This is a genomic window from Glutamicibacter sp. PAEs-4, assembly GCF_051161755.1.
GTDB classification, from domain to species: Bacteria; Actinomycetota; Actinomycetes; order Actinomycetales; family Micrococcaceae; genus Glutamicibacter; species Glutamicibacter nicotianae.
Genome location: NZ_CP195017.1, coordinates 2,182,600 through 2,209,124, shown reverse-complemented (window position 1 = coordinate 2,209,124; position 26,525 = coordinate 2,182,600). Strand labels below are relative to the sequence as shown.

At 60.1% G+C, this 26,525-nt stretch carries 22 protein-coding genes; all 22 read left to right on the top strand.

Annotated features, from left to right (window positions below; translation table 11 throughout):
• Window positions 1-134 precede the first annotated feature (134 nt).
• The 22 genes from dinB to dnaE all read left to right on the top strand — a co-directional run bounded on the left by dinB (window position 135) and on the right by dnaE (window position 26,493).
• A complete protein-coding gene (gene dinB, locus ACR9WD_RS10395) occupies window positions 135-1,301 on the top strand; it encodes a DNA polymerase IV (protein ID WP_434922045.1) in 1,167 nt (388 codons plus the stop codon).
• A gap of 143 nt (window positions 1,302-1,444) precedes the next feature.
• Window positions 1,445-1,867: a DUF3040 domain-containing protein gene (locus ACR9WD_RS10390; RefSeq protein ID WP_337445791.1), complete on the top strand. Its 423-nt coding sequence runs from the start codon at window positions 1,445-1,447 to the stop codon at window positions 1,865-1,867.
• A gap of 531 nt (window positions 1,868-2,398) precedes the next feature.
• Window positions 2,399-2,812: a division/cell wall cluster transcriptional repressor MraZ gene (gene mraZ, locus ACR9WD_RS10385; protein WP_038990697.1), complete on the top strand. Its 414-nt coding sequence runs from the start codon at window positions 2,399-2,401 to the stop codon at window positions 2,810-2,812.
• A 170-nt stretch (window positions 2,813-2,982) separates the two neighbouring features.
• Window positions 2,983-3,975, top strand: coding sequence for a 16S rRNA (cytosine(1402)-N(4))-methyltransferase RsmH (gene rsmH / locus ACR9WD_RS10380; RefSeq protein ID WP_038990528.1), 993 nt, complete (start codon window positions 2,983-2,985; stop codon window positions 3,973-3,975).
• Window positions 3,976-4,000: 25 nt separating this feature from the next.
• On the top strand, window positions 4,001-4,747 hold the full coding sequence (locus ACR9WD_RS10375; RefSeq protein ID WP_434922044.1) for a hypothetical protein: 747 nt from the start codon (window positions 4,001-4,003) through the stop codon (window positions 4,745-4,747).
• 110 nt (window positions 4,748-4,857) lie between these two features.
• Entirely contained in the window at window positions 4,858-6,636 is a 1,779-nt protein-coding gene (locus tag ACR9WD_RS10370; RefSeq protein WP_038990527.1) for a peptidoglycan D,D-transpeptidase FtsI family protein, read from the top strand.
• Complete coding sequence (locus ACR9WD_RS10365) at window positions 6,630-8,222, top strand: UDP-N-acetylmuramoyl-L-alanyl-D-glutamate--2,6-diaminopimelate ligase (protein ID WP_434922043.1); 1,593 nt, start codon at window positions 6,630-6,632, stop codon at window positions 8,220-8,222. The genes ACR9WD_RS10370 and ACR9WD_RS10365 overlap by 7 nt, the downstream gene beginning before the upstream one ends.
• 50 nt (window positions 8,223-8,272) lie before the next feature.
• Window positions 8,273-9,730: a UDP-N-acetylmuramoyl-tripeptide--D-alanyl-D-alanine ligase gene (locus ACR9WD_RS10360; protein WP_190263753.1), complete on the top strand. Its 1,458-nt coding sequence runs from the start codon at window positions 8,273-8,275 to the stop codon at window positions 9,728-9,730.
• Window positions 9,727-10,830 (top strand): phospho-N-acetylmuramoyl-pentapeptide-transferase, encoded by a 1,104-nt coding sequence (mraY, locus tag ACR9WD_RS10355; RefSeq protein ID WP_038990524.1) that lies wholly within the window; start codon window positions 9,727-9,729, stop codon window positions 10,828-10,830. Before ACR9WD_RS10360 ends, mraY begins: the two co-directional genes overlap by 4 nt.
• Window positions 10,812-12,356, top strand: coding sequence for a UDP-N-acetylmuramoyl-L-alanine--D-glutamate ligase (murD, locus tag ACR9WD_RS10350; RefSeq protein WP_434922042.1), 1,545 nt, complete (start codon window positions 10,812-10,814; stop codon window positions 12,354-12,356). The genes mraY and murD overlap by 19 nt, the downstream gene beginning before the upstream one ends.
• A 43-nt stretch (window positions 12,357-12,399) precedes the next feature.
• The gene (ftsW, locus tag ACR9WD_RS10345) at window positions 12,400-13,653 is read left to right on the top strand and encodes a putative lipid II flippase FtsW (RefSeq protein ID WP_434922041.1); all 1,254 of its coding nucleotides are present in this window, start codon (window positions 12,400-12,402) and stop codon (window positions 13,651-13,653) included.
• 98 nt (window positions 13,654-13,751) lie between these two features.
• Window positions 13,752-14,873, top strand: coding sequence for an undecaprenyldiphospho-muramoylpentapeptide beta-N-acetylglucosaminyltransferase (gene murG, locus ACR9WD_RS10340; protein WP_434922040.1), 1,122 nt, complete (start codon window positions 13,752-13,754; stop codon window positions 14,871-14,873).
• 4 nt (window positions 14,874-14,877) lie between these two features.
• On the top strand, window positions 14,878-16,275 hold the full coding sequence (gene murC, locus ACR9WD_RS10335) for a UDP-N-acetylmuramate--L-alanine ligase (RefSeq protein WP_434922039.1): 1,398 nt from the start codon (window positions 14,878-14,880) through the stop codon (window positions 16,273-16,275).
• 62 nt (window positions 16,276-16,337) lie between these two features.
• Entirely contained in the window at window positions 16,338-17,072 is a 735-nt protein-coding gene (locus tag ACR9WD_RS10330) for a cell division protein FtsQ/DivIB (RefSeq protein ID WP_073706017.1), read from the top strand.
• Window positions 17,073-17,291: 219 nt separating this feature from the next.
• Window positions 17,292-18,491, top strand: coding sequence for a cell division protein FtsZ (gene ftsZ / locus ACR9WD_RS10325; protein WP_073706018.1), 1,200 nt, complete (start codon window positions 17,292-17,294; stop codon window positions 18,489-18,491).
• A 20-nt stretch (window positions 18,492-18,511) separates the two neighbouring features.
• Window positions 18,512-19,234, top strand: a complete 723-nt coding sequence (locus tag ACR9WD_RS10320) for a polyphenol oxidase family protein (RefSeq protein WP_121867022.1) — start codon at window positions 18,512-18,514, stop codon at window positions 19,232-19,234.
• A 126-nt stretch (window positions 19,235-19,360) separates the two neighbouring features.
• Window positions 19,361-19,912 (top strand): cell division protein SepF, encoded by a 552-nt coding sequence (locus ACR9WD_RS10315; RefSeq protein ID WP_038990516.1) that lies wholly within the window; start codon window positions 19,361-19,363, stop codon window positions 19,910-19,912.
• A gap of 23 nt (window positions 19,913-19,935) precedes the next feature.
• Complete coding sequence (locus ACR9WD_RS10310) at window positions 19,936-20,232, top strand: YggT family protein (protein ID WP_073706020.1); 297 nt, start codon at window positions 19,936-19,938, stop codon at window positions 20,230-20,232.
• A 230-nt stretch (window positions 20,233-20,462) separates the two neighbouring features.
• The gene (locus tag ACR9WD_RS10305) at window positions 20,463-21,203 is read left to right on the top strand and encodes a DivIVA domain-containing protein (protein WP_434922038.1); all 741 of its coding nucleotides are present in this window, start codon (window positions 20,463-20,465) and stop codon (window positions 21,201-21,203) included.
• Between the two features lie 97 nt (window positions 21,204-21,300).
• On the top strand, window positions 21,301-21,882 hold the full coding sequence (lspA, locus tag ACR9WD_RS10300; RefSeq protein WP_083586591.1) for a signal peptidase II: 582 nt from the start codon (window positions 21,301-21,303) through the stop codon (window positions 21,880-21,882).
• The gene (locus tag ACR9WD_RS10295; protein WP_073706021.1) at window positions 21,879-22,823 is read left to right on the top strand and encodes an RluA family pseudouridine synthase; all 945 of its coding nucleotides are present in this window, start codon (window positions 21,879-21,881) and stop codon (window positions 22,821-22,823) included. The genes lspA and ACR9WD_RS10295 overlap by 4 nt, the downstream gene beginning before the upstream one ends.
• 106 nt (window positions 22,824-22,929) lie before the next feature.
• Window positions 22,930-26,493: a DNA polymerase III subunit alpha gene (dnaE, locus tag ACR9WD_RS10290; protein ID WP_434922037.1), complete on the top strand. Its 3,564-nt coding sequence runs from the start codon at window positions 22,930-22,932 to the stop codon at window positions 26,491-26,493.
• Window positions 26,494-26,525 lie beyond the last annotated feature (32 nt).

Sequence of the window (26,525 nt, the reverse complement as noted above, 5' to 3'; positions counted from 1 at the left end):
TGGTGGTTAGCAACAACTCTACCGGTGATTCTCGTCTGGCAAAGAAGGCACTGCTGGATTCAGCTCGTGGGCTAAACTCGAATATACATTCGAGCGCGCTGATGGTGCGGCCATAAGAAGGGGAGAGGGTTGGAATGACGGAGCGAGCGATCCTGCATGTCGATATGGATGCCTTTTTCGTTTCCGTGGAACTGCGCGACCGCCCTGACCTGGTGGGCAAGCCAGTCATTGTGGGGCACCCTTCAGGACGCAGTGTCGTGCTCTCTGCCTCTTATGACTGCCGAGCCCGAGGGATCCATTCGGCGATGCCGATGAGCCAGGCCATCCCGCTGACGCCGGAAGCTACTGTGATCGAGCCAAGCCATCACAAGTACTCGGAAGCCTCAGCGCAGATCATGGCCTACTTCCACACGTTGACTCCCCTCGTTGAGCAAGTCAGTGTTGACGAAGCATTCCTGGACGTTACGGGAAGCATGCGCATGCTTGGTGGTCCGGTGCAAATTGCCCAGAAAATCCGCGAATACATACGCGCGGAAATGGGCCTGACAGCAAGCGTGGGCATCGCAAGGAACAAATTCGTTGCGAAACTGGCCTCGACCTACGCCAAGCCAGACGGATTGGCTGTAATTGCCCCCAAGAGAACCGAAGAATTCCTGCACGAATTGCCGGTGTCAAAAATGTGGGGCGTGGGAAAACGTACCGCCGACCAGCTCCATGCCTTGGGAATTGAGACCGTTGGGCAGCTTGCTACCGAGCCGGAGGCGCGATTGATCAGCCGGCTGGGGGAGCATGGCCGGGCCCTGCGCCTGCTCTCTCGGGGGATAGACAACCGCCCGGTGGAAGTTAGCAGGGATGAAAAAAGCATCTCCTCTGAACACACGTTCGCGGTTGACATCACCGAGCCGCAGGTGCTTGAGGGTGAGCTATTGCGGCAAAGCCATAGGGTCGGTCAGCGACTACGGCAGCACGGCAAATCAGCCAACGGTGTTGGGATCAAGATCAAGTACAAGGACTTCTCTGGAATTACGCGTTCGAAGGCTCTTGCTGCCGCTACAGATTCATCTACGAAAATTAGCGAGTCCGCTCTGGCACTGTTGCGGAAATTGACCCCGTTGGCCCAACCAGTCCGGTTAATCGGAGTGAGAGCTGAAAGATTGCAAGATTACGAGTTGGGTCTGCAATTCAGCTTGGACCCGCGTGAAGAGAAAGCGCGAGAAGCAGAACGGATCGCTGACCAGATCGGACAGAAATTTCCGCAGTCCATTGTGACCCCGGCTCGTTTTCTGCGACCCAAGGAATAAACGCATTCTGTGTAGAACGTATGGATATCTGGACAGTGGTGAAGATCAACTAGCAGGGCGAGTGCAAAAGAGTCTATCCTTGAAGTAAGTTCAATCGAATCCGGGGAACTTTTCCCATTGGCGCGACGTTGAACTTGGAGACGGTGGACGACCGTCAGGTTTGCCTTTGGAAGGAGAAGACGATGCCGCTATCGGAGCACGAGCAGCGTTTGTTGGAGCAGTTGGAAAAGCAGCTGCATGAAGACCGTCGCTTCGCTTCCAGCATGAAGGGCCCATCGGGCACGGGGCGCCTGTCGACCCGCAATATTGTTTTGGGCATCTTGCTGGTAATCGCCGGCCTTGCGGGGCTCATTTTTGGAATATCCCAGCACATCATCATCGTTGGCGTCCTCGGTTTCGCCGTGATGTTCGCAGGTGTACTGCTCGCCTTGACAAAAACGGCTACCGGAAAAATCGGTCCTTCCAAGGGAGCGGGCGCAAAATCGGCCAGCAAGAATAATTCGCAGTTCCTTTCCGGCCTGGAGGAAAAATGGAACCAGCGGAAACGTGATCAGTCCGATAGCTGATCAGCAATAGATATTGAGGTGTGACCCTAAGGGTTGCACCTCTTTTTTCGTTTAAGCTGTGCTCCTTGCGCCGCGGCAGCCCCTATGCGCCAGATGCCGCGATGCGAGAGATTTGGCTTAGTGCCGAGAATGGTTGCCCCGGATACTCGGCATGCCAGCGTCGAGGGAACGCACCAAATTCTAGTGATCTTGAATTCTCTGCAGATTCCAAGGTTCAGTTCCACCTGGTTGGCCGAGCCGGCCTCCACTTTCCTCCCCGGGGTCCTCCACTTTCCACCACAGCGCCTGAAATTAGCTATATTCCGGGGATTCTGCGCGTCAAATTTCTGAATGATGCTCGACCGGGCCGACTGCTGATTCAATTCCCTCCACCTGAGCATAGGCTGAGCACCCGCTAGATTCAGCTGTTTTTTAAGTCCATACCCTCGCGAAACCACTGAAATTGCATTGACAGTGGAGGGTTGTGGAGTAAAGTGGAGGCAAGTAGAGAAGAATGGGGCTTCCGGCCACTTCACGCGAAAGGTGGTGTGCATGTTCTTAGGAACCTACACACCGCGTCTCGATGAAAAAGGCCGGTTGATTCTTCCAGCTAAATATCGGGATGAGCTGTCCTACGGGTTGGTTCTCACCCGTGGCCAAGAGCGTTGCATTTACGTTTTCAGCCAGCGGGAGTTTGAGAAGCAGCACGAGCAACTGGCGCAGGCTTCCTTGACTTCTCGGCGAGCACGCGACTACGCACGTGTGTTTCTCTCTGGGGCCTCGGATGAAGTTCCGGATAAGCAGGGACGCGTAACGATTCCGCAAGTGCTGCGCACTTACGGAGGCCTGGATCGGGAGGTCACAGTTATCGGTGCGGGTAACCGTATTGAAATCTGGGATTCAACTGCATGGCAGCAGTACTTGGACGAACAAGAAGACGTGTTCTCCGATACCGACGAAGACTAGGCCCTCGGGCGCTAGGCCGACAAGACACACCGTTTGTTGGGATGAGATCTCCAGCCACCATGGGGTAGAAAATCGTCTGGCTTCACTTCCCCGGAGCCAGAAGATTGGATCGCCACTTGGTTGGAGGGGGATCTGATCTCAACAGCAGATCGAAAGCGAAAGGGGGCGCAGTGCCAAATCAGGATTCCCAACGACCAGCATCCGAACGCCACGTTCCAGTACTTCTGGACCGATGCGTTAATTTGCTAGCTCCAGGTATTGAGCGAGCCAATGCTGAAGGCCGTCGGGCAATTGTGGTTGACTGCACCCTCGGCATGGGCGGGCATTCCGAAGCCATTTTGCGACGGTTCGATAATTTGCATCTGATCGGTCTAGACCGTGACGAGCAGGCGCACGAACTTGCGGGTGCTCGACTCGCTCCGTTCCAAGACCGGATCGACCTCGTGCACGCCGTGTACGACGAAATTGCGGATGTCGTGGAAGACCTTGGATTCCCTGGCGTTGACGGCGTCTTGTTTGACCTCGGCGTATCTTCGCTGCAGCTCGACGAACGCGAACGCGGTTTCGCCTATTCCTATGATGCTCCGCTGGATATGCGCATGGACACTTCGGTCGGTCCAACTGCCGAGGACCTCGTCAACGACTTGGAACGCGACGAACTGCTTCGAATTATCCGGCAGTGGGGCGAAGAGAAGTTTGCCGGCCGCATCTCAACGGCAATCGTCGAGGCGCGTGCCAAGAACCGCATCACCAGCACCGCTGAACTCGTTGACGTGATCCGCAGCGTCGTGCCGGCAGCGGCCGCCCGAAACCATGGCCACCCTGCCAAGCGAACGTTCCAAGCCCTGCGTATTGCGGTGAATGAGGAACTTGACGTTCTGGAACGCGCCATCCCGGCTGCAATGGGGGCCTTGAACGTCGGCGGACGCGTTGTCGTCATGAGTTATCACTCTTTGGAAGACAAGATCACCAAACGGCACTTCGTCCAAGGATCAACCTCGTCGGCTCCTCCGGGGTTCCCGGTGGAACTGGATGAACACAAAGCTGAATACAAGGTGCTCACCAAGGGCACCGAGAAGCCAAGCGATCACGAAATAGCAGAAAATTCACGTGCAGCCTCAGCCCGCCTGCGTGCTGTGGAACGAGTGTTGAAGAGGAGCTAGCATGAGCCAACGAGCCCAGCGCCGCGTGCAGAAGACCGCAGCCGTGAACAGCCAGCCGGTTGTCGACGGTAACACTGCGCGTGTAATGCGACCCGAGCCCGTCCCAGCTAGCAACCTGCCTAAAGGGGATTCGCGCCAGCGCGTAACGCTTTCGCTGGTTCCCAAAATGAACGAGACCAACAAGCGCTCCATGTTCACCATGTCTGCGGTGCTGATCTTCTTGGCCTTCAGCGTGATCGTCACGCTGGTGCTGCTCAATACTTCGGTAGCTCAGCGGCAGTACGACATTGTGAACTTGCGATCGCAGGAACGAGCACTCTCCCAAGAGAATCAGGCGCTGCTGAAGGAAGCACAGTCTTTGGCAGCACCGCAGGCGCTGGCCGCAAAGGCAAAGGACCTCGGCTTGGTTTCGCCAGGCGCTCCAGGGTTGATCAGCCTTTCCGAAGGCAAGATTACCCAGGACGCTGAGAAGGCCGTCAAGGCCAAGAACAGCAAGCAGGAATATGGAACTATTCCGCTGCCAGGCGACAGCATCCGCAAGGGCGAAAGCAAAACCGATGCCAACGCATCAAACACGCCGAAGACCACTGTGGGTAAAGCCTCAGCAGATTCACAGAAGGAATCTGGAGCGACTGATGGTTCCAAGGAACCTGAGGTGAAGGCCGAGAAAACCGAACGTGAAATCGACAAGGACGGCCGCCCAGTGTTCCAGGACACTGAGCTAAATGGGGGCACGATCCCTGCACCAAGCATCAAATCCCCAGCAGAGTAGCCAGCTCTTTCTAAGCTAGATACAGGTGGCTGCCGCTGCTGGAAAACCGCGCTGAGGGAAAGTTAGGTTCTTTTGTGAGCTCGACCGCAATCGACACTGCAAAAAAGCGAATGCGCTTAGTGCTGATCCTCTCCGTGGTTTTGCTGCTGGTGATCCTCGGGCGGCTTGTCTGGGTTCAGGGCATCAACTCGGCAACCATTGCCAACGCCGCGCAAGAGAATCGCGAACGCGTAGAAACCATTGCGCCCAATCGCGGATCCATTGAAGACCGTAATGGCACCACGCTCGCTGTCTCCGTGGACCGCTACGATCTGGTCATCGACCAGCGCAAGCAGGGCGAGACCATTCGCCGCGCAAAGCGGGACGGCACCAACGGCCAAGAACGCATTACATGGGACCAGGCCATTGATGAACTAGCCGAAACCCTGGACCAGGATCGCGAGGAACTGGCCAAGAAGGTGCGTCCGCAGGGGGACGCCGAGCCGAAAGGCTACGTCGTGCTGGCCAAGAGCGTGACCCCGGAAGTGCGCAACGAAGTCCTTGAAATTGGCATCCCGCGCCTTGCCTCTTTGCTGCGCAGCGAACGCCAATACCCGCAAGGCGTGATCGCCGGACCATTGCTGGGCTTCGTGCGCAACTCCGAAGACCAGACATCCGTGGTTGGTGCCGAAGGCCTGGAATTGAGCCAGGAAGAACACCTCGCCGGTAAGGCAGGCAGCCGCAAATACGAGATCAGCGCCGATGGCGTGCGCATTCCTGTCACCGAGGTCGAAGAAACCCCGGCCGTCGATGGGCAAGATGTCATCCTCACCATCGACTCGGACATCAACTACGTCGCCCAGCGCGCAGCGGAAAAGAAGCAGGCCGAATTCAATGCCGAATGGGTTTCCGTGGTGGTCATGGAAGTCGACACCGGCAAGATTCTGGCCATCGGCGACTCCGCGGAATTGGATCCGAACGATCCAGGCGCCACCAAGCCCGAATTCCGCCGGTCCACCTCCATCACCCGTGCCTTTGAACCGGGTTCCACCGGCAAGGCCCCGATCTTCGCTGCCGCTATCGACCAGGGCGGCGTGGATCCGCTAACCGAGATGCGCGTGCCGCACAAGAAGACGTTCACCAAGGAAACCATCAACGACTCCTTGGAACACCCGACGTACGACATGACCGTTTCGGGCATCTTTGCCCGCTCCTACAACACCGGTACCGTGATGGTCGGCAACACGATGAGCAAGCAGACCCGCTACGACTACATGCGTGCTTTCGGATTGGGTTCGCCCATCCGCGTAGGGCTCAACGGCGCCAGCGCTGGTCAGCTCGCCCATCCCGAGAACTGGGACCGGCGCCAGCAGTACACCACCATGTTCGGCCAGGGCTATTCGCAGACCGTGCTGCACACCGCCTCGATTTTCCAGACCTTGGCCAACGAAGGCGTTCGGCTTTCACCGAGCCTGATTGAGGGCTACCGGAACGAAGATGGTTCGATCACCAAGATTCCGGCGCCTGAAAAGAAGCGCGTGGTCAAGAAGAGCACAGCTGAGGAAATGCTCAAGCTCATGGAATCGGTCGTGGACCACGGCACCGGCTACAAAGAGCGCATTCCCGGGTACCGAGTGGGCGGCAAGACCGGTACCGGCCAGGCGGCAAGCGCCAAGGGCTATGACGGATATACTTATTCCTTTGCGGGTGTTGCCCCGTTAGAGGATCCGCAGTTCGTGGTCGTGGCAACAATGTACCGGCCGAAGGGCAACTGGAAAGACTTCTCGGTAGCGGATACGTTTACCGATGTCATGAGCCATACTCTCAATACATTCAATGTGCCGCCGAGCACGACTAAATCAGAGGCGTACGACGTCTTTGTAGGTGAGGATCAGAAGAAATCTTGGTAGTCCAGAACCCCGACACTCCGCGTGAGCTAGAACGGTACCTACGCCCGGACAGCACCGCCGGCATTGGCTTCGACCAGCTCTGCGGAACAGCAGGTGCGGTGCGAACTGGAGCATTGCTCAACGCCGCTCCGCAAATTCTCGGTGTCAGCCTCAACCCGCAGATCGTCCAGCCAGGAGACGTCTTCCTCGGCATCTCCGGCGCCAAGCGCCACGGAGCCGAATTCGTGGACACCGCAATCGGCAACGGCGCAGTGGCGATGATCACCGATACCGCCGGACTCGAATTCCTCGGCGATGATCTCGCAATCCCGGTGGCTGTCGTGGCTGACGTCCGCAAATCTGCCGCAGTGATCGCGCAGGCCGTCTACGGAACGGACCAGCGCAGTCCGAAGCTGTTCGCCGTGACCGGCACCAACGGCAAGACGACCACCACCTTCATGATCCGCGCAATCCTGGATGCCCTGGGCGAAGAAACCGGCTTGATCGGCACCATCGAGATGTCTGCCCGCGGGCAGATCATCCCCAGCGTGCTGACTACCCCGGAATCCACCCAGCTGCACGGGGTGCTTTCGCGCATGGTCCAGCAGGAAGTGGCTTCGGTGGCCATGGAGGTCTCCAGCCACTCGTTGAGCTACGGACGGGTCGATGCCCTGCGCTTCGCCGTGTCCGGATACACCAACTTGACGCAGGACCACTTGGACCTGCACGGCACGATGGACGAGTACTTCGAAACCAAGGCTGAACTGTTCACCGCCGAACGCTCCGATCGCGCCGTGGTCATGGTCGATGACGAATACGGCCAGCGTCTGGCCGATCGCGCCCTGGTGCCCACCGAAACACTGAGCCTTGATGGCGATCATGCCACGGCGCACTGGCGGGTCACCGAGCTGGAGCACTGCGGCCTGGGCCACAGCTTCACCCTGGTCCACCGCGACGGGCGCCAGCTGCGGACCCGTACGCTGCTGCCAGGCATGTTCAACGTCGCCAACGGCGCCCTAGCGGCCCTGATGGTGCTCGCTGGCGGCGCAGACCTCGACGCCTTGCAGCGTGCCCTGGATTCCAAGGACCCGCTGTCGGTCGCCGTTCCCGGACGCATGCAGGTCGTAGGCGAGTCACCGGTCGCCGTTGTCGACTTTGCCCACAATTCAGATGCCCTGGCCAAGGCCTTGGATTCCATCCGCCCGGGGGAGCAGGGCCGTCGCATCGTTGTCTTCGGCGCCACCGGAGAACGCGATAAGACCAAGCGCCCGGATATGGGAGCGGTAGCGGCCCGTCATGCCGATATCGTGATTGTCACCGACGACGATCCCCATGGCGAAGACCCGGCGCCGATCCGCGACCAGGTTGCCTCCGGCGCACAGCACGTGCTCGAATCCGAGCGTCCGCAGGTGCAGCTGTTCAACATCGCGCCACGCGCCAAAGCCGTAGAGTTCGCTGTGAGTTTGGCCGGTGCCAACGATGCGATTCTGGTGGCCGGGCGCGGACATGAAGTCAGCCAAGACGTCGCGGGAATTGACGTGGAACTGGATGATCGGGTGGAACTGGCGAACGCACTGAATCTTCATGGATTTGTGACCAAATCCTAGAACGTACAAGACCACTATCGCCACCGCTCAAGTGTAAAGTCCTTATTGCCATGATTGAACTGTCTCTGACCGACCTGCTGGACATCACCGGAGGAAAGGCGACTGCCACAGCCGCCTCCGACACGGTGATCACTTCCGTGACCACTGACTCGCGCGAAGTCGTCCCGGGTGCCTTATTTGTTGCCAAGCCCGGAGAATTCTCCGACGGGCACGCCTTTATCGACCGTGCACGCGCCGCCGGCGCCGTGCTGGCCCTAGCCGAACGCGTGACCTATGACGAAGACCGCAGGGAGCACCCGGCGGTCATCGTTGACGATGCGGTGGAAGCGATGGGCAAAATCGCCGCCCGCATCGTTGCGCATCTCAAGGAAAAGAACGACGCCAAGGTTGTGGGAATCACCGGCTCGGCCGGCAAGACCACCACCAAGGACCTGCTCGCAGGCATCTTGTCGCAGGTGGCGCCGACCGTGTCGCCCATTGGCTCCTACAACGGCGAAGTCGGCGTACCGCTGACGGTTTTCAACGCCACCGACGAGACCAAGTATTTGGTAATCGAGATGGGTGCTACCGGCATCGGCCACCTGACCTACCTCACCGATATGGTGCATCCCCAGGTCGGCGTCGTATTGTGCGTCGGCACCGCGCACGCCGGCGAATTCGGCGGGGTGGAGAACATCGAGAAGGCCAAGGGCGAGCTGGTAGAGGCGCTGGACGCCGACGGCATCGCCATCCTGAATGCCGAAGACCCTCGCGTGGCCCGCATGGACTCGCGTTCCGGGGGAGCAGTGCGCTTCTTCGGCACCGGAAGCAGCAAGCCGGAGAACGCTGGAGTCTGGGCCACCGACGTTGCCGTGAACAAGCACGGGCAGCCAGAACTCACCCTTGAGTTCCCCGGCGGCTTCAGCAAGCGGATCACCTCGGGCCTCTTGGGCCGCCATCATGTCACCAACATCCTCGCCGCAGCCAACGCAGCACTGGCGCTGGATGTTGCCCCGGAGCTGATCTGCGCCGGCCTTGAAGGCCGAGCCGCTGGCAGCCGCTGGCGGATGGAACGCATCGAGCGCCCTGACGGCGTGAGCATCATCAACGACGCCTACAACGCGAACCCCGAATCAATGCGTGCCGCGCTGGTGACCCTGGCCGAATTGGGCCTGGGCGCCGACGGAGCACCAGGCCGGCGCACCTGGGCGGTGCTGGGCGAAATGCTGGAACTGGGAGATGACAGCATCCACCAGCACGACCTGCTGGGCCGCATGGCAGTTCGCATGAACATCAAGAAACTTGTAGTGGTAGGCCGCGGGGCCAAGCCCGCCTACAACTCCGCTGTGCTCGAAGGCAGCTGGGGCGACGAGGCCTTCTACGTGGAAGACGTGGATGAAGCCCGCGCACTGCTGCAGGAACAGCTGCAGCCGGGTGATATCGCGTTGTTCAAATCGTCCAATGGGGCAGGTCTGCGTTTCCTCGGCGACGAGATCGCGGCATTCGCGAAGGAAGGCGATAACGCATGATCGCATTGATCCTGGGGGCAGGCATTGCCCTCGTGCTGACCATGGTGGCCATGCCGCTGTACATCCGCCTGCTCACCAAGAAGCAGTACGGCCAGGTCGTCCGCGATGACGGGCCGAACTCGCACGCCATCAAGTCCGGCACCCCCACCATGGGCGGGGTGGTCTTCGTGCTGGCCGTGTTCGTGGCGTACTTCGCCACCCATGGCATCCTTTCGCTGATGGGGCGCACCTCGTCGGGAATCACCGCCAGCGGCCTGCTGGTGCTGATGCTCTTCGGCGGCATGGGCCTGGTCGGCTTCCTCGATGACTTCATCAAGATCTTCAAGAAGCGGTCATTGGGCCTGCGCGCCTGGCAGAAGATCGTCCTGCAGGCTTTCTTCGGCATCAGCTTCGCCGTGCTGGCCTTGCAGTTCCCGAACGAGCAGGGCCTGACCCCCGGCTCCACCGCGATTTCCTTCCTGCGCGACACCAACATCGACCTGGCATTTGCCGGGCCGCTGCTGGGCATGGTGCTGTTCGTGCTCTGGGCAAACTTCATTGTTACCGGCGCCACCAATGGCGTGAACCTCACCGACGGCCTGGACGGGCTGGCTACCGGTGCCTCGATCATGGTCTTCGGCGCGTACACCCTGATGGGCATCTGGCAGCAGAACCAGGCCTGCAGCAACATCGACTCGCTGGATGTCTGCTACTCGGTGCGCGACCCGCAGGACCTCGCGCTGCTGGGAGCCACGCTCTCCGGTGCGCTGATCGCCTTCCTCTGGTTCAATGCCAAGCCGGCAAAGATCTTCATGGGCGACACTGGCTCGCTGGCCATTGGCGGCGCCGTGGCGGCCTTCGCGATCCTCTCGCGCACCCAGCTGCTGCTGGTGGTCATCGCCGGCCTGTTCGTGATCATCTCCCTGTCGGTCATCATCCAGGTGGGCTACTTCAAGATCTCGGGCGGCAAGCGCGTGTTCAAGATGGCACCGCTGCAGCACCACTTCGAGCTCTCGGGCTGGTCCGAGGAAAACGTCGTTATCCGATTCTGGATCCTTGCCGGCCTGTTCGTGGCCGCGGGCCTGGGTCTCTTCTACTCTGAATGGGTTGTCGCACTGTGAGCGCAAACGCTGGCAAATCACTGGACTCGCTGAACAGCTGGGATGCTGATTGGAAAGGCCTGCGTGTTGTCGTCGCAGGATTGGGGCTCTCCGGATTCTCGGCAGCCGACACCCTCATCGAACTCGGCGCCATCGTCACCGTGATCGATGGCCGTGACGACAAGATGAACCAGCAGCGCGCCGAGACCCTGAAGATCGTCGGCGCCCACGAGGTGCTGCTCGGCACCGCCAACGTCCAGTCCCTGCCGCTGGTCGATGGCCAGCAGGCCCAGCTGGTGATGGTTTCCCCGGGCTGGAACCCCCGCAACCCGGTCATCGCGGAAGCAGAGTCCAAAGGCATCGAGATATGGAGCGATATCGAGTTGGCATGGCGCGTGCAGAACCGTGCCGGCCACACAGCGCCGCAGTGGCTGGCCATCACCGGCACCAACGGCAAGACCACCACCGTGGGCATGACCGAAGCGATCCTGCGTGCCGAGGGGCTGAAAGCCGTCGCCGTCGGCAATGTCGGCACCCCGATCCTCGATGCGGTGCGCGAACCGGTGGACTACGACGTGTTCGCCGTCGAGCTCTCCAGCTTCCAGCTGCATTACACGCACAGCATCTCGCCGGTCGCCTCGGTGGTCCTGAATCTGGCCGAAGACCACGTGGACTGGCATGGCGGTTTCGAGAACTACAAGGCCGCCAAGGCGAAGATCTACGAACGCACCCAGGTGGCGGCGATCTTCAACGCGGCTGACGAGGTCACCATCACCATGGTGGAAAATGCTGACGTCATCGAAGGCTGCCGTGCCATCGGCTTCACGACAGATACCCCCGCGGTGTCGATGGTGGGCGTTGTCGAGGGCCTGCTGGTGGACCGCGCCTTCATCGAAGAGCGCAAGACCAGTGCGGTGGAACTCATCGCGCTGAAGGACATCGGCGAGATTGTTCCGCGCCATACCGCCGCCAACGCCGCCGCCGCCGCGGCGCTGACCCGCGCCTACGGCGTGAGCCAGGAAGCAGTAGCTGAGGGCTTGAAGAACTTCGACTCCGGAGACCACCGGATCCAGGCCGTGGCCCGCAAGGACGACATCCTGTGGATCAATGACTCCAAGGCCACTAACCCGCACGCGGCCGACGCTTCGCTGGCGGCCTTCACCCGTGTTGTGTGGATCGCCGGCGGAGTGTCCAAGGGCGTGGAATACGGGGAGCTGATCGCCAAGCATGCCCAGCGCCTGGCCAAGGTGCTGCTCATCGGCACCGACACCGCGGGCCTGCGCGAAGCGCTGGCCACTCACGCACCAAAGGTCGAAGTCATCGACATCACCGGCGAGGCACAGGGCAACGACGGATCAGCCCCTAGCGGTGCGCAGGTCATGACCCGTGCGGTGTCCAAGGCCGCCGAAGTTGCTGAGGCAGGGGACACGGTGCTCATGGCACCGGCCGCGGCCTCGATGGACCAATTCAGTTCCTACGCCCAGCGTGGCAACGCATTTATCGCTGCCGTCAGTGATCTGATGGATAAAGCTGGCGAAGAGAAGTAGTCGAGAGCTGACCGAACAAACGAAACCAAGGCAGGAGGCACCGATGGCGATGAAATCGAGCAAGAAGCCAGCGGGATCCAAAGCCAAGATTCCTTGGTACGCGCGATTCGGCAAAATGCTCAGCACCGTGGAGAACTCCAGCGGGCGCATGGCCTCCACCGACTACTGGCTGGTTCTCGTGGGTTCCATCGCGCTGGCAGTCTTCGGCGTGATCATGGTCCAGTCATCGGCATCGGTGGAAGCGATCGCCAAAGGCCGGGACGGCTTCACCGTGGCACTGGCCCAGGGCGGCTTCGCCGCGCTGGGCATTGTCTGCATGCTGATCATGCAGCGCATCAAGCCGGAAGTGCTGAAACGGCTGGCGTGGCCCTCCGTGATCGCGGCGTTCATCCTGCTGTTCCTCGTCGCATTCACGCCACTTGGCCACACGGTACTCGGCAACCGGAACTGGATCCGCATCGGCGGCTTCGGCTTGCAGCCCAGCGAGTTCGCCAAACTCGCCTTGGCAGTATTCGCTGCATTCATGCTGGAAAAGAAGCAGCACATGCTTCACGACATCAAGCACCTGATCGTCCCCGTCGTGGCTCCGGTTGGCGTCCTCATCGTTGGCCTCGTAGTGGTCGGCAAGGATGTGGGTACCGCCCTGGTCCTGTTGATGATCATTGCCGCGGCGATGTTCCTTGGCGGCATCAGGATGAAGTGGCTCGCGGCGTTCTCCGCGGTTGGCGTCGCGGGCTTGTCCATAGCGATCCTGGCTTCGTCCAACCGCCGGCAGCGCATCCTCGCCTGGCTGGATACCGATTGCGGTCCGAGCAATGACCTTTGCTACCAGGCCAGCATGGGCCTGCATGCCTTCGCCTCTGGCGGTTGGTTCGGCGTGGGTGCCGGCCAGTCCCGCATGAAGTGGTCCTATGTCCCCGAAGCGCAGAACGACTTCATCTTCTCCATCCTGGGCGAGGAATTCGGCTTGATCGGCGTGCTTTTCGTCCTGGTCATGTTCATCCTGCTGGCCTTGGCGATGTATCGCATCGCTGCGCGCGCCAACGACCTGTACACCAAGGTGCTCATGGGCTGCTTGATGTCATGGGTAATCGGCCAGACCTTCGTCAACCTGGGTACCGTCACCGGAGTGCTTCCGGTGATCGGTGTTCCGCTGCCGTTCATTTCCTCCGGCGGCTCGGCAATGCTCGCGATCATGCTTGCCATGGGGTTTGTCCTCTCTTCAGCCAGAGCGCAGAAACGTGAATTCGAAGCGAAGCTGGACGAGAAGCCGGCCAAGAGCAAGAAAACCAAATAGCGGGCCGCAACCGGCCGTTATCAGAAGCAGAGACCCATCGCCGGATATGCGGTGGACATTGATCCTGCCCCAGGCAGGTCGAAGGAGTACAGCAACAAATGAGCGAAGCACTTCGCCTAGTGGTCGCCGGCGGCGGAACAGCCGGGCATATCTCGCCCATGCTGGCCATCGCTGATGCCGTGAAGACCGAGCAGCCTGACGCACAGGTCACTGCCCTGGGATCTCCCGGAGGCCTGGAAACGAAGCTGGTGCCCGAAGCCGGCTACCCGTTGGAATTCGTTCCGAAGGCACCGATGCCGCGAAGCATCAACGCCGATCTGCTCAAGTTCCCATTCCGTTTCATCACGGCAGTCAATAACGCCAAGAAGGTTCTGCGCGCCACCAAGGCCGAAGCGGTTCTGGGCGTAGGAGGATACGTCTGCACTCCGGCCTACCTGGCCGCGAAGCAGCTGAAGCTGCCGATCTTCGTGCACGAGGCGAACTCCGTTGCGGGCATGGCCAACAAGCTGGGCGCAAAGAACGCTGCATTTGTCGGAACCACCTTCGCCAACACAGGACTGCCCGGCGAGGTGCAGGTAGGCATGCCGATGCGCTCCAACGTGGCGACCATGGTCAAGGCGGAATTGCGCGAAGCAGCCCGCGAGCACTTCGGTGTCGCCGGCGAGAAGCCAGTGCTGCTGGTTACCGGTGGATCTTCCGGAGCGCAGAGCATCAACACAGCCATTGCGCAGTCCCTTGACGAGCTGGACGCAGCTGGCATCCACACCATCCACATCACCGGACGCGACAAGCAGGTTCGCGATGCTGCCGGCGAGCAGCTCGTCCATGAGGGATACACCCAGATCGAATACGTGGATCGCATGGACTACGCGTACGCAGTCGCGGATTTGATGATCTGCCGCTCCGGTGCAGGCACAGTCTGCGAATTGGCCGTCGCCGGTACCGCCTCGGTTTTGGTCCCGCTGCCTATCGGCAATGGCGAGCAGAAGCTCAACGCCCGTGAACTGGTAGCCGCCGGGGGAGCGGTCCTGGTTTCTGACGCTGAATTCACAAAGTCCTATATCACCGAAAATGTCATCAATCTGCTGGCCGATCAGCATAAACTTGAAAAGATGTCTCACGCCGCCGCCTCACTGGGGCAGCGCGACGCCGCGCAGATCATGGCGCGACGGATTATTGAAGAAGTTTCAACCCGCCGCCGTGCGGGTCAGGAAGGCTAGAACCATGGCACTGCGAGCCGACGAACTGAACTCCGATCTGGGCAAGGTGCACCTGATGGGTGTAGGCGGGGTTGGCGTATCAGCGGTTGCACGGCTGATGCTCGACTACGGACTGACCGTCTCCGGAACCGATGCCAAGGATCTGCCGGTGCTCGACGGGCTGCGCGCGCGAGGAGCACGCATCCATGTAGGCTACGATGCCGCGAACCTGGGCGACGCTGACACCGTGGTGATTTCCTCGATCATCAAAGCAGGCAATCCGGAATACGATGAAGCCGTGCGTCGCGGACTGCGCATCCTGCACCGCTCCGAAGGCCTGGAAGCAACGATGCGCGGCCACGAGAAGATCGTGGCCATCGCCGGCACCCATGGCAAGACCACCACCACTTCGCTGACCGCGCACATGCTCAAGACCATCGGCGCACGTCCAAGCTTCGCGGTAGGCGCGAACATTCCAAGCCTGGGCACCAACGCCGAACTCGGTGCCGGGTCCTACTTTGTGGCGGAAGCCGACGAATCCGATGCCTCCTTCCTCAACTACCGGCCGGACGTCATCATCGTGACCAACGTAGAGGCCGATCACCTGGACCACTACGGCACTGCTGAAGCGGTGCACCAGGCCTTCGTCGACTTCGCCCGGCTGCTGCCAGCCGACGGCCTGCTGATCTGCTGCGCCGACGATGAAGGAGCCAATGCCTTGGCGCACAAGATGCGCGCAGAGCGCCCGGATATCCGGGTCCAGACCTATGGCTTCAGTGAACATGCCGACCGCAGGCTGTCCGACGCCCGCGCCACCGACGATGGCCGGTTCACCGCGACCATCGAATGGGGCAGCGGACAGAGCCGGATCATGGACCTGGCAGTGCCCGGCCAGCACAATTTGCTCAACGCGGCCGCCGCGCTGTCAGTCGGCATCGACGCAGGCATGGATGTCGACGAAGCGCTGCAGGCGCTCTCCAGCTTTTCCGGTGCAGCCCGTCGGTTCGAATTCAAGGGAGAGGCTGCTGGTGTCCGGGTCTACGACGACTATGCGCACCACCCAACCGAAGTGCAGGCTGCTTTGACTGCAGGTCGCACCGTGGCAGGCAACGGCCGGCTGCACGTTGTTTTCCAGCCGCACCTGTTCAGCCGCACCCAGGAGTTCTACCGCCAATTTGCGCAGGCCTTGTCCTTGGCTGATTCGGTAGCCGTGCTGGATATCTATCCGGCACGTGAAGAGCCGATCGAAGGGGTAACCAGCGAATTGATTGCCTCGCGCATCGAAGTCCCGTCGCAGGTTCTGGTGCCGGCAGCCGCGGTTGCGCATGCGGTTGAGCAGGCCGAGCCGGGCGATGTCATCATGACCATTGGCGCTGGAGATGTTACCGCGCTGGGCCCAGACATCGTGAAGTCCCTGAGCTGACAACTTCCGTCCAGAGTCCCGGGCCGCAGCGATCGGCCCCATTCCGTCTACCAAGGTGATCCATGGGTGAAGCAGCAAAAGTCGTAGAACTTCCGGAGAACCCGGAGAAGAAGCGGCGCAAGATCCTGATTATTGTCGCGGCCTGCATTGTCGTGCTCAGCCTCGCTGCAGTTCTGATCTTGAGCTTCTCGCCGGTGATCGCTGCCAAGAAGATTGAAGTCACTGGCACCAAGCTGGTGGATTCCAAGAAGTTGGGGGAGTCCCTGGAACCGCTGAAGGGCACCCCGCTGCCGCGGATCTCCGAAGCCAAGGTCCAGGAGCTTATCGGAGACCAGCCCGCCATCAATGAGATCGTAGTCAAGGCGCAGATGCCCAATACCTTGGTGGTGGAGGTGATCGAAGCCGTCCCGGTGGCGATCTTGCTGGAAGGCAAGAAGGAATACCTGGTTTCCGAGACAGGCAAGAAGCTTCGCACCGTCGGCAAGAAGGACAAGGACAAGCTTCCCAAGATTAAGGCCAGTGACGTCACTGCCGATGCTGAGCAGTTCAAGCTGCTGACCGGTATCTTGAGCACGGTTGACAAGAAAGTGCTCGAAGAAGTGTCAACCGCATCGCTGTCCAAGGCCGGCTTTGCCGAATTGGCATTGCCGAAGAACCGCACGTTGATTTGGGGAGACGCGAAGAAGGCGGCCCTGAAAAATGAAGTTGCACTGATTTTCTTGAAAGAGCTCGAGAAAAAGCATGCGGCCAAGACGACAATCGACGTCACCAACCCGGAAAATCCCGTGGTGTATTAAGTCGCGGCGCTCTGGGCGCGGGAAGACCAATAAGCCAAGAAATTCTGGAAAGATAGTCTTGAATAAGCGACACGCCTAGGCGGTCGTTGCAGAAAGACCACTCGACTCATAGCGTTTCTAATAACGACAGCTTGACAGATTCTTAACCTTAAGGCTAAAGGTTAAGGTTTTTGGCTGGAGTCGTGAAATATGTAGCACATCTAACAAGGGAAGCGGGACGTGGCAGCTCCACAGAATTACCTCGCGGTCATTAAAGTCGTCGGAATCGGCGGTGGCGGTGTAAACGCAGTCAATCGAATGATCGAAGTCGGTCTCAAGGGCGTGGAATTCATCGCCATTAACACCGATGCCCAGGCTCTGCTTATGAGTGATGCCGACGTCAAACTGGACGTAGGACGCGAACTGACTCGTGGCCTGGGCGCTGGCGCCAACCCGGATGTGGGACGCCAGGCAGCAGAAGATCACGTAGAAGAAATCGAAGATGTCCTGCGCGGCGCCGACATGGTCTTCGTGACCGCCGGCGAAGGCGGCGGCACCGGTACCGGTGGCGCGCCGGTCGTGGCACGCATCGCCCGCTCGCTTGGTGCGCTGACCATCGGTGTGGTCACCCGTCCATTCACCTTCGAAGGCCGTCGTCGTGCGAACTCCGCCGAGTCGGGAATCGAAGCTCTGCGTGACGAAGTCGATACCCTCATTGTTATCCCTAACGATCGACTGCTCTCCATTTCGGACCGCAACGTATCGGTGCTGGACGCATTCCGCCAGGCAGACCAGGTTCTGCTCTCCGGTGTTCAGGGCATCACCGACTTGATCACCACCTCGGGTCTAATCAACCTCGACTTCGCCGACGTGAAGTCCGTCATGCAGGGCGCCGGCTCGGCATTGATGGGCATCGGTTCGGCGCGGGGCGAAGATCGCGCAGTGAAGGCCGCCGAATTGGCTATCGCTTCGCCATTGCTCGAAGCTTCCATCGATGGCGCCCATGGCGTTCTGCTCTCCATCCAGGGCGGCTCGGATCTGGGCCTGTTCGAAATCAACGAAGCTGCACGTCTGGTGCAGGAAGTTGCCCACCCGGAAGCCAACATCATCTTCGGTGCCGTCATCGACGACGCCCTGGGCGATGAAGCACGCGTCACCGTGATTGCTGCCGGCTTCGACGAGCCAGATGTCACCAGCAAGCCAATGGCCCCGGCCGCAGCAAAGCCAGCTGTGTCCTCGCGCCCGGCCGAACAGGTGCCAGCAAGCATTCCTGAAACCCCGGCACCGGCTCCAACCGAAGCTGCGAAGCCAGCCCAGGCTGCCCAGGAGAAGCCAGCTGCCGCAGAGCAGTCCAGCTCCTTCCAGGACCTTCCAGATGTTGTCGACTCGGACCTGAACGGCTCCAACGACGACCTGGATGTCCCGGACTTCCTGAAGTAAAAACAGCAAGAAGCTGAGCAGTGCTACATTTCGCGTCGAACCTCGATCCGAGTATCCAACTGGCATTCACTTCGCAGGCCGAGGGCAACCTCGCCCTGCACGTGAACGACGATCCCCGCCTCGTGGCGGAGAACCGGGCCAGGCTGGAAGACTTGATCGGGGTTCGACGCTTCTCGCTGAACTTCATGAACCAGGTGCACTCCGCCGATGTCCATGAAGTGCAGCCGGTGCAACGCACGTCTTGGCTGGAACCAGCAGCGCCAACTTGCGACGGCTTGCTGGACGCCACGGGTGCCCAACCCCTGGCGGTAATGGTGGCCGATTGCCTTCCGGTTCTGTTCGTTGGCCGGAACTCGCAAAGCGGGCAGACCCTGAGTGCGGCGACCCACGCCGGGCGGCGCGGTCTGCTCGACGGGATTCTGGAAAATACCGTCGAGGCCCTGAGAGCCCATGGTGCCGATGTGATGGAAGCTGTGATTGGCCCATCGATCTGCGGGCGATGCTATGAAGTTCCCGAAGATATGGCCCAGGAATCCGAGCAGTTGAGACCCGGGATTCGCACCGCGACGCGCTGGGGAACTCCGGGACTGGATCTTCCGGCATCAGCCGAAGATGAGCTGCGCGGACTCGGAGTCGATGTCCGGCAATCCGGAGTTTGCACTTTGGAAGATGAGAACTACTATTCCTACCGACGCTCAAGCCGTTCCGGACGCCTTGCCGGTCTCATCTGGACCGCTGCGTAGGCGTGCGCGACACACCGCCAATAATTGAACGAATGAACGATGCCAGCATTATTTTGTGCGGTAGCGTCGAAGTTAGCGGAAGCATGCAATGGGGTTGCATGCATGGGATAAACGAGGAGAAACATCGTGGCTGACGGACTGCGTAAGGCAATGGTCTATCTCGGCTTGGCGGATGCCGTCGAGCAGGACGAGACCCAGACACAAAACGCTGAGCCCAAAACCCAAGTTCGGGTGGTTGAGGACACTGCTCCGAAGCGACCTGCCGAAGCCCCACGCCCACAGCCTGCCGCGAGGCCAGCTGCGCCGCAAACTCAAGCTAGAGAACCAGAGACGGAATACCGTGCTCCGGTCACCCCTATTAAGCGTGCCCCTTCAGTACGGGATGAGGATTCCGAATTGCGTCAGATTACTACCGTCCACCCTCGTTCTTACAACGATGCCAAGATCATCGGTGAGAACTTCCGTGACGGCATCCCGGTGATTATGAATGTCACCGACATGGGTGAAACCGATGCCAAGCGCCTCGTAGACTTCTCGGCGGGTCTTGTTTTCGCCCTGCATGGCTCCATCGAGCGAGTTACGAACAAAGTCTTCCTGCTCTCGCCGGCAACCGTTGAGGTTCTCGGTGAAGACCGCAAGCAGTCCGAAGCGCAAGCAACCTTCTTTAACCAGAGCTAAGACACCAGGAGCAAACGCACAAAATGGTGTTCGGGATCATCTATCTCGCGTTAGCCATCCTCCAAATTCTGCTTTTGATGAGAATTGTGTTGGATGTAACGGAAAGCTTTGCTCGCCACTGGCGACCCAAAGGCATCGCATTGATTGTCGCAAGTGCAATCGTGTCAATTACCGATCCTCCGCTGCGTTGGTTGCGCCGGAAGATCAAACCCCTAGATCTTGGCGGAATCCGCCTTGACCTGTCGTTTCTTGTGTTGTTTATCGTCGTAATCATTCTTAAAGCGGTGGTAGGTAACCTTGGGCTCAGTACAGGGATCTGATTAGGGCATTTCCGTGCTTCACGGGGATTGTCCTGAACAGTCAAAAGCTGTAGATTCAGAGAATAAGAGACTCGCGCGAAAGCTCGATTTCGTAATAATTGTCCAAATCGTTATATCCTTTAGGAAATGGTGCTCCGACTTCACCGGTCGCGACACTGACAAAAACGGTAAGTGTTTCGCAAGGCAAGACAATGGTCGTGCGGAAATGATCCCAGTATTGAGGTGACCCAATGGCTCTTACGCCAGAAGACGTAGTCAATAAGCGGTTTCAGCCGACCAAGTTCCGTGAAGGCTACGACCAAGACGAGGTAGATGACTTCCTCGACGAAATCGTTGTGGAACTGCGTCGCCTAACCGGTGAGAACGAGGCTCTGCGCAGCCGCCTTGCCGAACTCGGCGAAGATGCGGGTTCAGTATCGAAGGAACAGGCTGTTCCTGCGCCGGTATCGGCCGCTCCAGCTACTCCTGCTGCCAAGCCAGCTGAAGAGAAGAAGGCAGAAGCCAAGCCTGCAGAGCCCGCAAAGGCAGAAACCCCGGCTGCCAAGCCAGCCGAGGAAAAGAAGTCCGAATCAAAGCCAGCTGCCGCAGAGAAGGCACCTGCAGCTCCGGCCGCGGCAGCGGCACCAGCTGCAGCTCCGCGCACCGAATCCGCAGAATCTGCCGCCAACGTGCTGTCCATGGCTCAGCGCCTGCACGACGAATACGTCGCCGCCGGTGTCGAGCAGCGCGACAAGATCATCTCCGAAGCGAAGACCGAAGCCAACACCTTGGTCACCACCGCTGAAGAGAAGAGCCGCAAGACCCTCTCGGCACTTGAGCAGCAGAAGTCGGTACTGGAGCGCAAGCTCGAGCAGCTGCGTGGCTTCGAACGCGACTACCGTGCTCGCCTGAAGACCTACATCGAAGGACAGCTGCGCGACCTTGAGTCCCAGGGTTCGATCGATGCTGGCGCAGCAGGCAAGACCAACTAGTCGCTGACAGTTCATGGCTTGATCTAGCTATCAAGTAAGATCAACGGTGGTGTACGGATTTACTCCGGTCACCACCGTTGACGTTTAAGAGGAAATCATGGGTACCACTGTGGACGCAGTTCAATCCGGGAGCACGGGCGCTAAGGCCAGGAAATACGTAGGCCTTGGCCTTGTGATCGCTCTGATTGCGCTGGTATTGGACCAATCGGTCAAGATTATCGTTGAGCAGAACATGCGGCTTGGGCAGTCGATCGAAGTGATTCCCGGGTTCTTCAACATCCACTACATCCTGAATCCCGGTGCAGCGTTCTCCATTGGCGAAGACTTCACGATCGTCTTTGCGATCCTGCAATCCGCTGTGGCGATCTATGTCATCTACCTGCTCTTCCGCAAGGTGCTAGCCAGAAGCTGGGCCATCGCCCTGGGCTGTCTGCTCGGAGGCGTGCTGGGCAATGTCGTGGACCGGCTCTTCCGTGAACCGGGTTTCGGATTCGGGCATGTGGTGGACATGCTGTCCGTCAACCACTTCGCGATCTTCAATGTCGCAGACTCGTTCATTGTCTGCTCCATGATCGCCGTGGCGTACATGCTCATCCGCGGCCGCAACCTGGATGGCAGCATTGGCGATCCTCCCAAGAAGGACCAGGCGGATAAGGGCGAAGCAGAACCAAGCGCATGATCTCGAAGGAAACCGCCATACACGAACTGCTGGTCGAACCAGCCGATGCCGGCACGCGCCTTGATGCCTATATCTCCCGATCCCTGCAGATCCCGCGAACCTTGTCCGCTAGCCTCTGCAAGGACTCGCAGATCCAGGTCAACGGGCGCACCATTACCAAATCCTTGAAAATCAAGGCGGGCGACCGGCTGGTTGTCACCATCCCGCCGCAAGCAGACCCATTAGAAATTAAGGTTGAGAAAGTGGAAGAGCTGAAGATTGTCGCGGACGACGATGACTATGTGGTCATCGACAAGCCCGTGGGCGTCGCAGCCCATCCATCCCCAGGCTGGGTCGGCCCGACAGTGGTCGGCGCACTCATGGCCGAGGGGTACAACATCACCACTTCCGGTGCCGCCGAACGCCAAGGCATCGTGCACCGCCTGGACGTGGGTACCAGCGGCCTGATGGTGGTAGCGAAGACCGAACGCGCCTATACCGAATTGAAGCGCGCCTTCAAGGAACGCACCCCGAAGAAGATCTACCACGCGGTAGTGCAGGGCTTGCCCGACCCGATGGAGGGCACCATCGACGCGCCGATCGGACGCCATCCGGGCCACGACTGGAAGTTCGCCGTCCTGGAAGGCGGACGCGACTCGGTCACCCACTACAAGGTCATCGAAGCCTTTGGCCGGGCCTCTCTGGTCGAGGTGCATCTGGAAACCGGACGCACCCACCAGATCCGTGTCCACTTCTCGGCCTTCGGCCATCCCTGCGCCGGAGACCAGACCTACGGCGCGGATCCCAAGCTGGGGGCCGCCCTGGGCCTGACCCGCCAGTGGCTTCATGCCAAGCGGCTGGGCTTTTCCCATCCGGTGACCGGCCAGTGGATGGAATACGAAAGCGAATATCCTGCGGATCTGGCAGGGGCCGTCGAGCTGCTTCGCGACGGCGGATACTAGCCTCCAAGGTGCTGCTGGCCACTGGCCGTCAGCACCCTGTGTCGCGCTAGCCACAGCACCGCGCCGAGGTGAGCCCAAGACCAGGATTGATCGCTAGACTGGTTGGGTGAGTGCTACACGTGACGGATTTGTCCATCTTCATACCCACACCGAATACTCCATGCTGGATGGTGCGGCGCGGCTTGGCGAACTCTTCGCTGAAGCCAACCTGCAGGGCATGGAAGCCATAGCGATTACCGACCATGGATATCTGTTCGGTGCCTTCGATTTCTGGCGCCAGGCCACCGGCGCCGGCGTCAAGCCGATCATCGGTGTCGAAGCCTATGTCACCCCCGGTACCGCACGCGATGACAAGACCCGCGTGAAATGGCGTACCGACGAATCGCAAAAGGGCGATGACGTCTCCGGTGGCGGCCTCTACAACCACATGACCTTGCTCTCGTACAACAACAAGGGCATGGACAACCTCTTCAAGGGTTCTTCCCGCGCCTCGCTGGACTCCGTTTTCGGCAAATACCCCCGCTGGGACCGCGAGCTGCTCAACGACCACCACGAAGGCATAATCGCCACCACCGGCTGCCCATCGGGTGAAGTGCAGACCAAGCTCCGCCTGGGCCAGTACGACGCTGCCAAGGCCGCCGCGGCAGAACTGCAGGATCTGTTCGGCAAGGAAAACTACTACTGCGAGATCATGGACCACGGTCTGGAGATCGAACGCCGCATCACCAAGGACTTGCTGCGCCTGGCCAAGGAACTGGACATTCCGCTGGTGGCCACCAACGACCTGCACTACACCCACGAATCCGATGCCAAGGCCCACGAAGCGCTGCTGGCCATCAACTCCGGATCCACGCTCGACGAGCCCACCTACGACCAGGGTGGCAGCCGCTTCGCCTTCTCCGGCACCGGCTACTACCTGAAGTCGGCGCGCGAGATGCGCGAGCTGTTCAAGGAATTGCCGCAAGCCTGCGACAACACCCTGGAGATCGCAGACCGTGTTGAAGTCTCCTTCGACACCAACGCCAACTACATGCCGAAGTTCCCCTGCCCGCCGGGAGAGGACGAGACCAGCTGGCTGATCAAGGAGGTCGACAAGGGGCTGCACTACCGCTACCCGAACGGCATCCCGGACGAGTCGCGCAAGCAAGCGGACTACGAGCTGGACGTCATCATCAAGATGGGCTTCCCGGGATATTTCCTGGTGGTGGCCGACTTCATCAACTGGTCCAAGGACCACGGCATCCGCGTAGGCCCGGGACGCGGTTCCGGTGCAGGTTCCATGGTCGCCTACGCCATGCGCATCACCGACCTCGACCCGCTGAGGCACGGCCTGATCTTCGAGCGCTTCCTGAACCCGGAACGTGTTTCCATGCCCGACTTCGACGTCGACTTCGATGATCGCCGTCGTTCCGAGGTCATCAAGTACGTGACCGAAAAGTACGGCGATGAGCGCGTATCGATGATCGTGACCTACGGCTCGATCAAGACCAAGCAGGCGCTGAAGGACTCCTCGCGCGTGCTCGGCTACCCATTCAGCATGGGCGAATCCCTGACCAAGGCGCTGCCGCCGGCGGTGATGGCCAAGGACATCCCGCTCAACGACATCGACAATCCGGAATCCAAGCGCTACTCCGAAGCCGGCGATTTCCGCAACCTGGTGGCAAATGACCCGGAAGCGGCACGCGTCTTCGAGACCGCCAAGGGCCTGGAAGGGCTGAAGCGCCAGTGGGGCGTGCACGCCGCCGGCGTGATCATGAGCTCGGACCCGATCATCAACGTCATCCCGATCATGCGCCGTATCCAGGATGGCCAGGTCATCACCCAGTTCGACTACCCGACCTGCGAAGGCCTGGGGCTGATCAAGATGGACTTCCTGGGGTTGCGCAACCTCACCATTATTTCCGATGCGCTGGAGAACATCGAGTACAACACCGGCAAGAAAATCGATCTCGAAACCCTGACCATCGAGGACCCCGAGGCCTACAAGCTGCTGGCCCGTGGAGATACCCTGGGCGTGTTCCAGCTCGATGGCGGCCCGATGCGTTCGCTGCTGAAGATGATGCGCCCGGATAACTTCGAGGACATTTCCGCAGTGATCGCGCTGTATCGCCCGGGCCCCATGGGCGCCAACTCGCACACCAACTATGCGCTGCGCAAGACCGGGTTGCAGGAAGTCACCCCAATCCACCCGGAGCTGGCCGAGCCGCTGGAAGAAATCCTCGGCGGCACCTACGGCCTGATCGTGTACCAGGAGCAGGTTATGGCTATTGCGCAGAAGCTGGCCGGCTACTCGCTGGGCCAGGCAGACATCCTGCGCCGCGCCATGGGCAAGAAGAAGAAAGCCGAGCTGGACAAGCAGTTCGCCGGCTTCAAGCAGGGCATGAACGACAACGGCTACTCCGATCAGGCCGTGCAGACCCTGTGGGACATCCTGCTGCCCTTCTCCGATTATGCCTTCAACAAAGCCCACTCGGCGGCCTACGGCGTCGTCTCCTACTGGACCGCCTACCTCAAGGCGCACTACCCGGCTGAATACATGGCTGCGTTGCTGACCTCGGTGGGCGACGACAAGGACAAGCTGGCGCTGTACCTGAACGAATGCCGCCACATCGGCATCACCGTGCTGCCGCCGGATGTCAACGAATCGGCATTGAACTTCACCCCAGTGGGCAAGGACATCCGCTTCGGCATGGGCGCGATCCGCAACGTCGGAACCAACGCGGTGGCCGGCATGGTCGAAGCCCGCACGGAGAAGGGCCACTACAACGACTTCAACGATTTCCTGGGCAAGGTCCCGGCCGTGGTCTGCAACAAGCGGACCATTGAATCGCTGATCAAGGCCGGCGCCTTCGACTCCATGAAGCATCCGCGCCGGGCGCTGGTGGCCATCCACGAAGAAGCCGTGGATTCGGTGATCCAGGTCAAGCGCAACGAGGCCGCCAACCAGTTCGACCTGTTCAGTGCCCTGGGTGCCGAGGAATCCTCCGAGTCCATGCATGTGGCGATCCCCGACATTCCCGACTGGGACAAGAAGGAAAAGCTGGCCTACGAGCGCGACATGCTTGGCCTGTACGTCTCCGACCACCCGCTGCAGGGCCTGGGCTCCGCCCTGGAGCAGTACGCCGATATGCCGGTCACGCACGTGCTCTCGGACGACGGTCCGCAGGACGGCCACATCATTTCGATCGCCGGCATGATTTCCGGCCTGCAGCGCCGCATCGCCAAGAAGAGCGGCAACCCGTATGCCCGCTGCGAGATCGAGGACCTCTCCGGCTCAATGGAAGTCATGTTCTTCGGCCAGGCCTACCAGCCGATCGCCGAGATCCTGGCCGATGACCTGATCGTAGTGGTCAAGGGACGCGTGCAGCGCCGCGATGACGGCTCGATCACCCTGAACGCGCAGGAAATGATGATCCCGGAAATTTCCGAGGACGCCAACGGGGGACCGGTAGTCATTGGCATTCCAACCCACAAGGCCACCGAAACCCTGGTGCAGAAACTCGGCGATGTGCTGCGCACGCACAGCGGCAACACCGAGGTGCGGGTCAAGCTCACCGGAAGCCGCGGCACCTCGCTGATGCGCCTGGGCATGAACTTCCGGGTCAACCCGAACCCCGCGCTGTTCGGCGATTTGAAGGTCCTGCTCGGCCCGCACTGCCTGGACGTGTAGGAACCCGAATGGCCGACCCGATGACCGGGGAA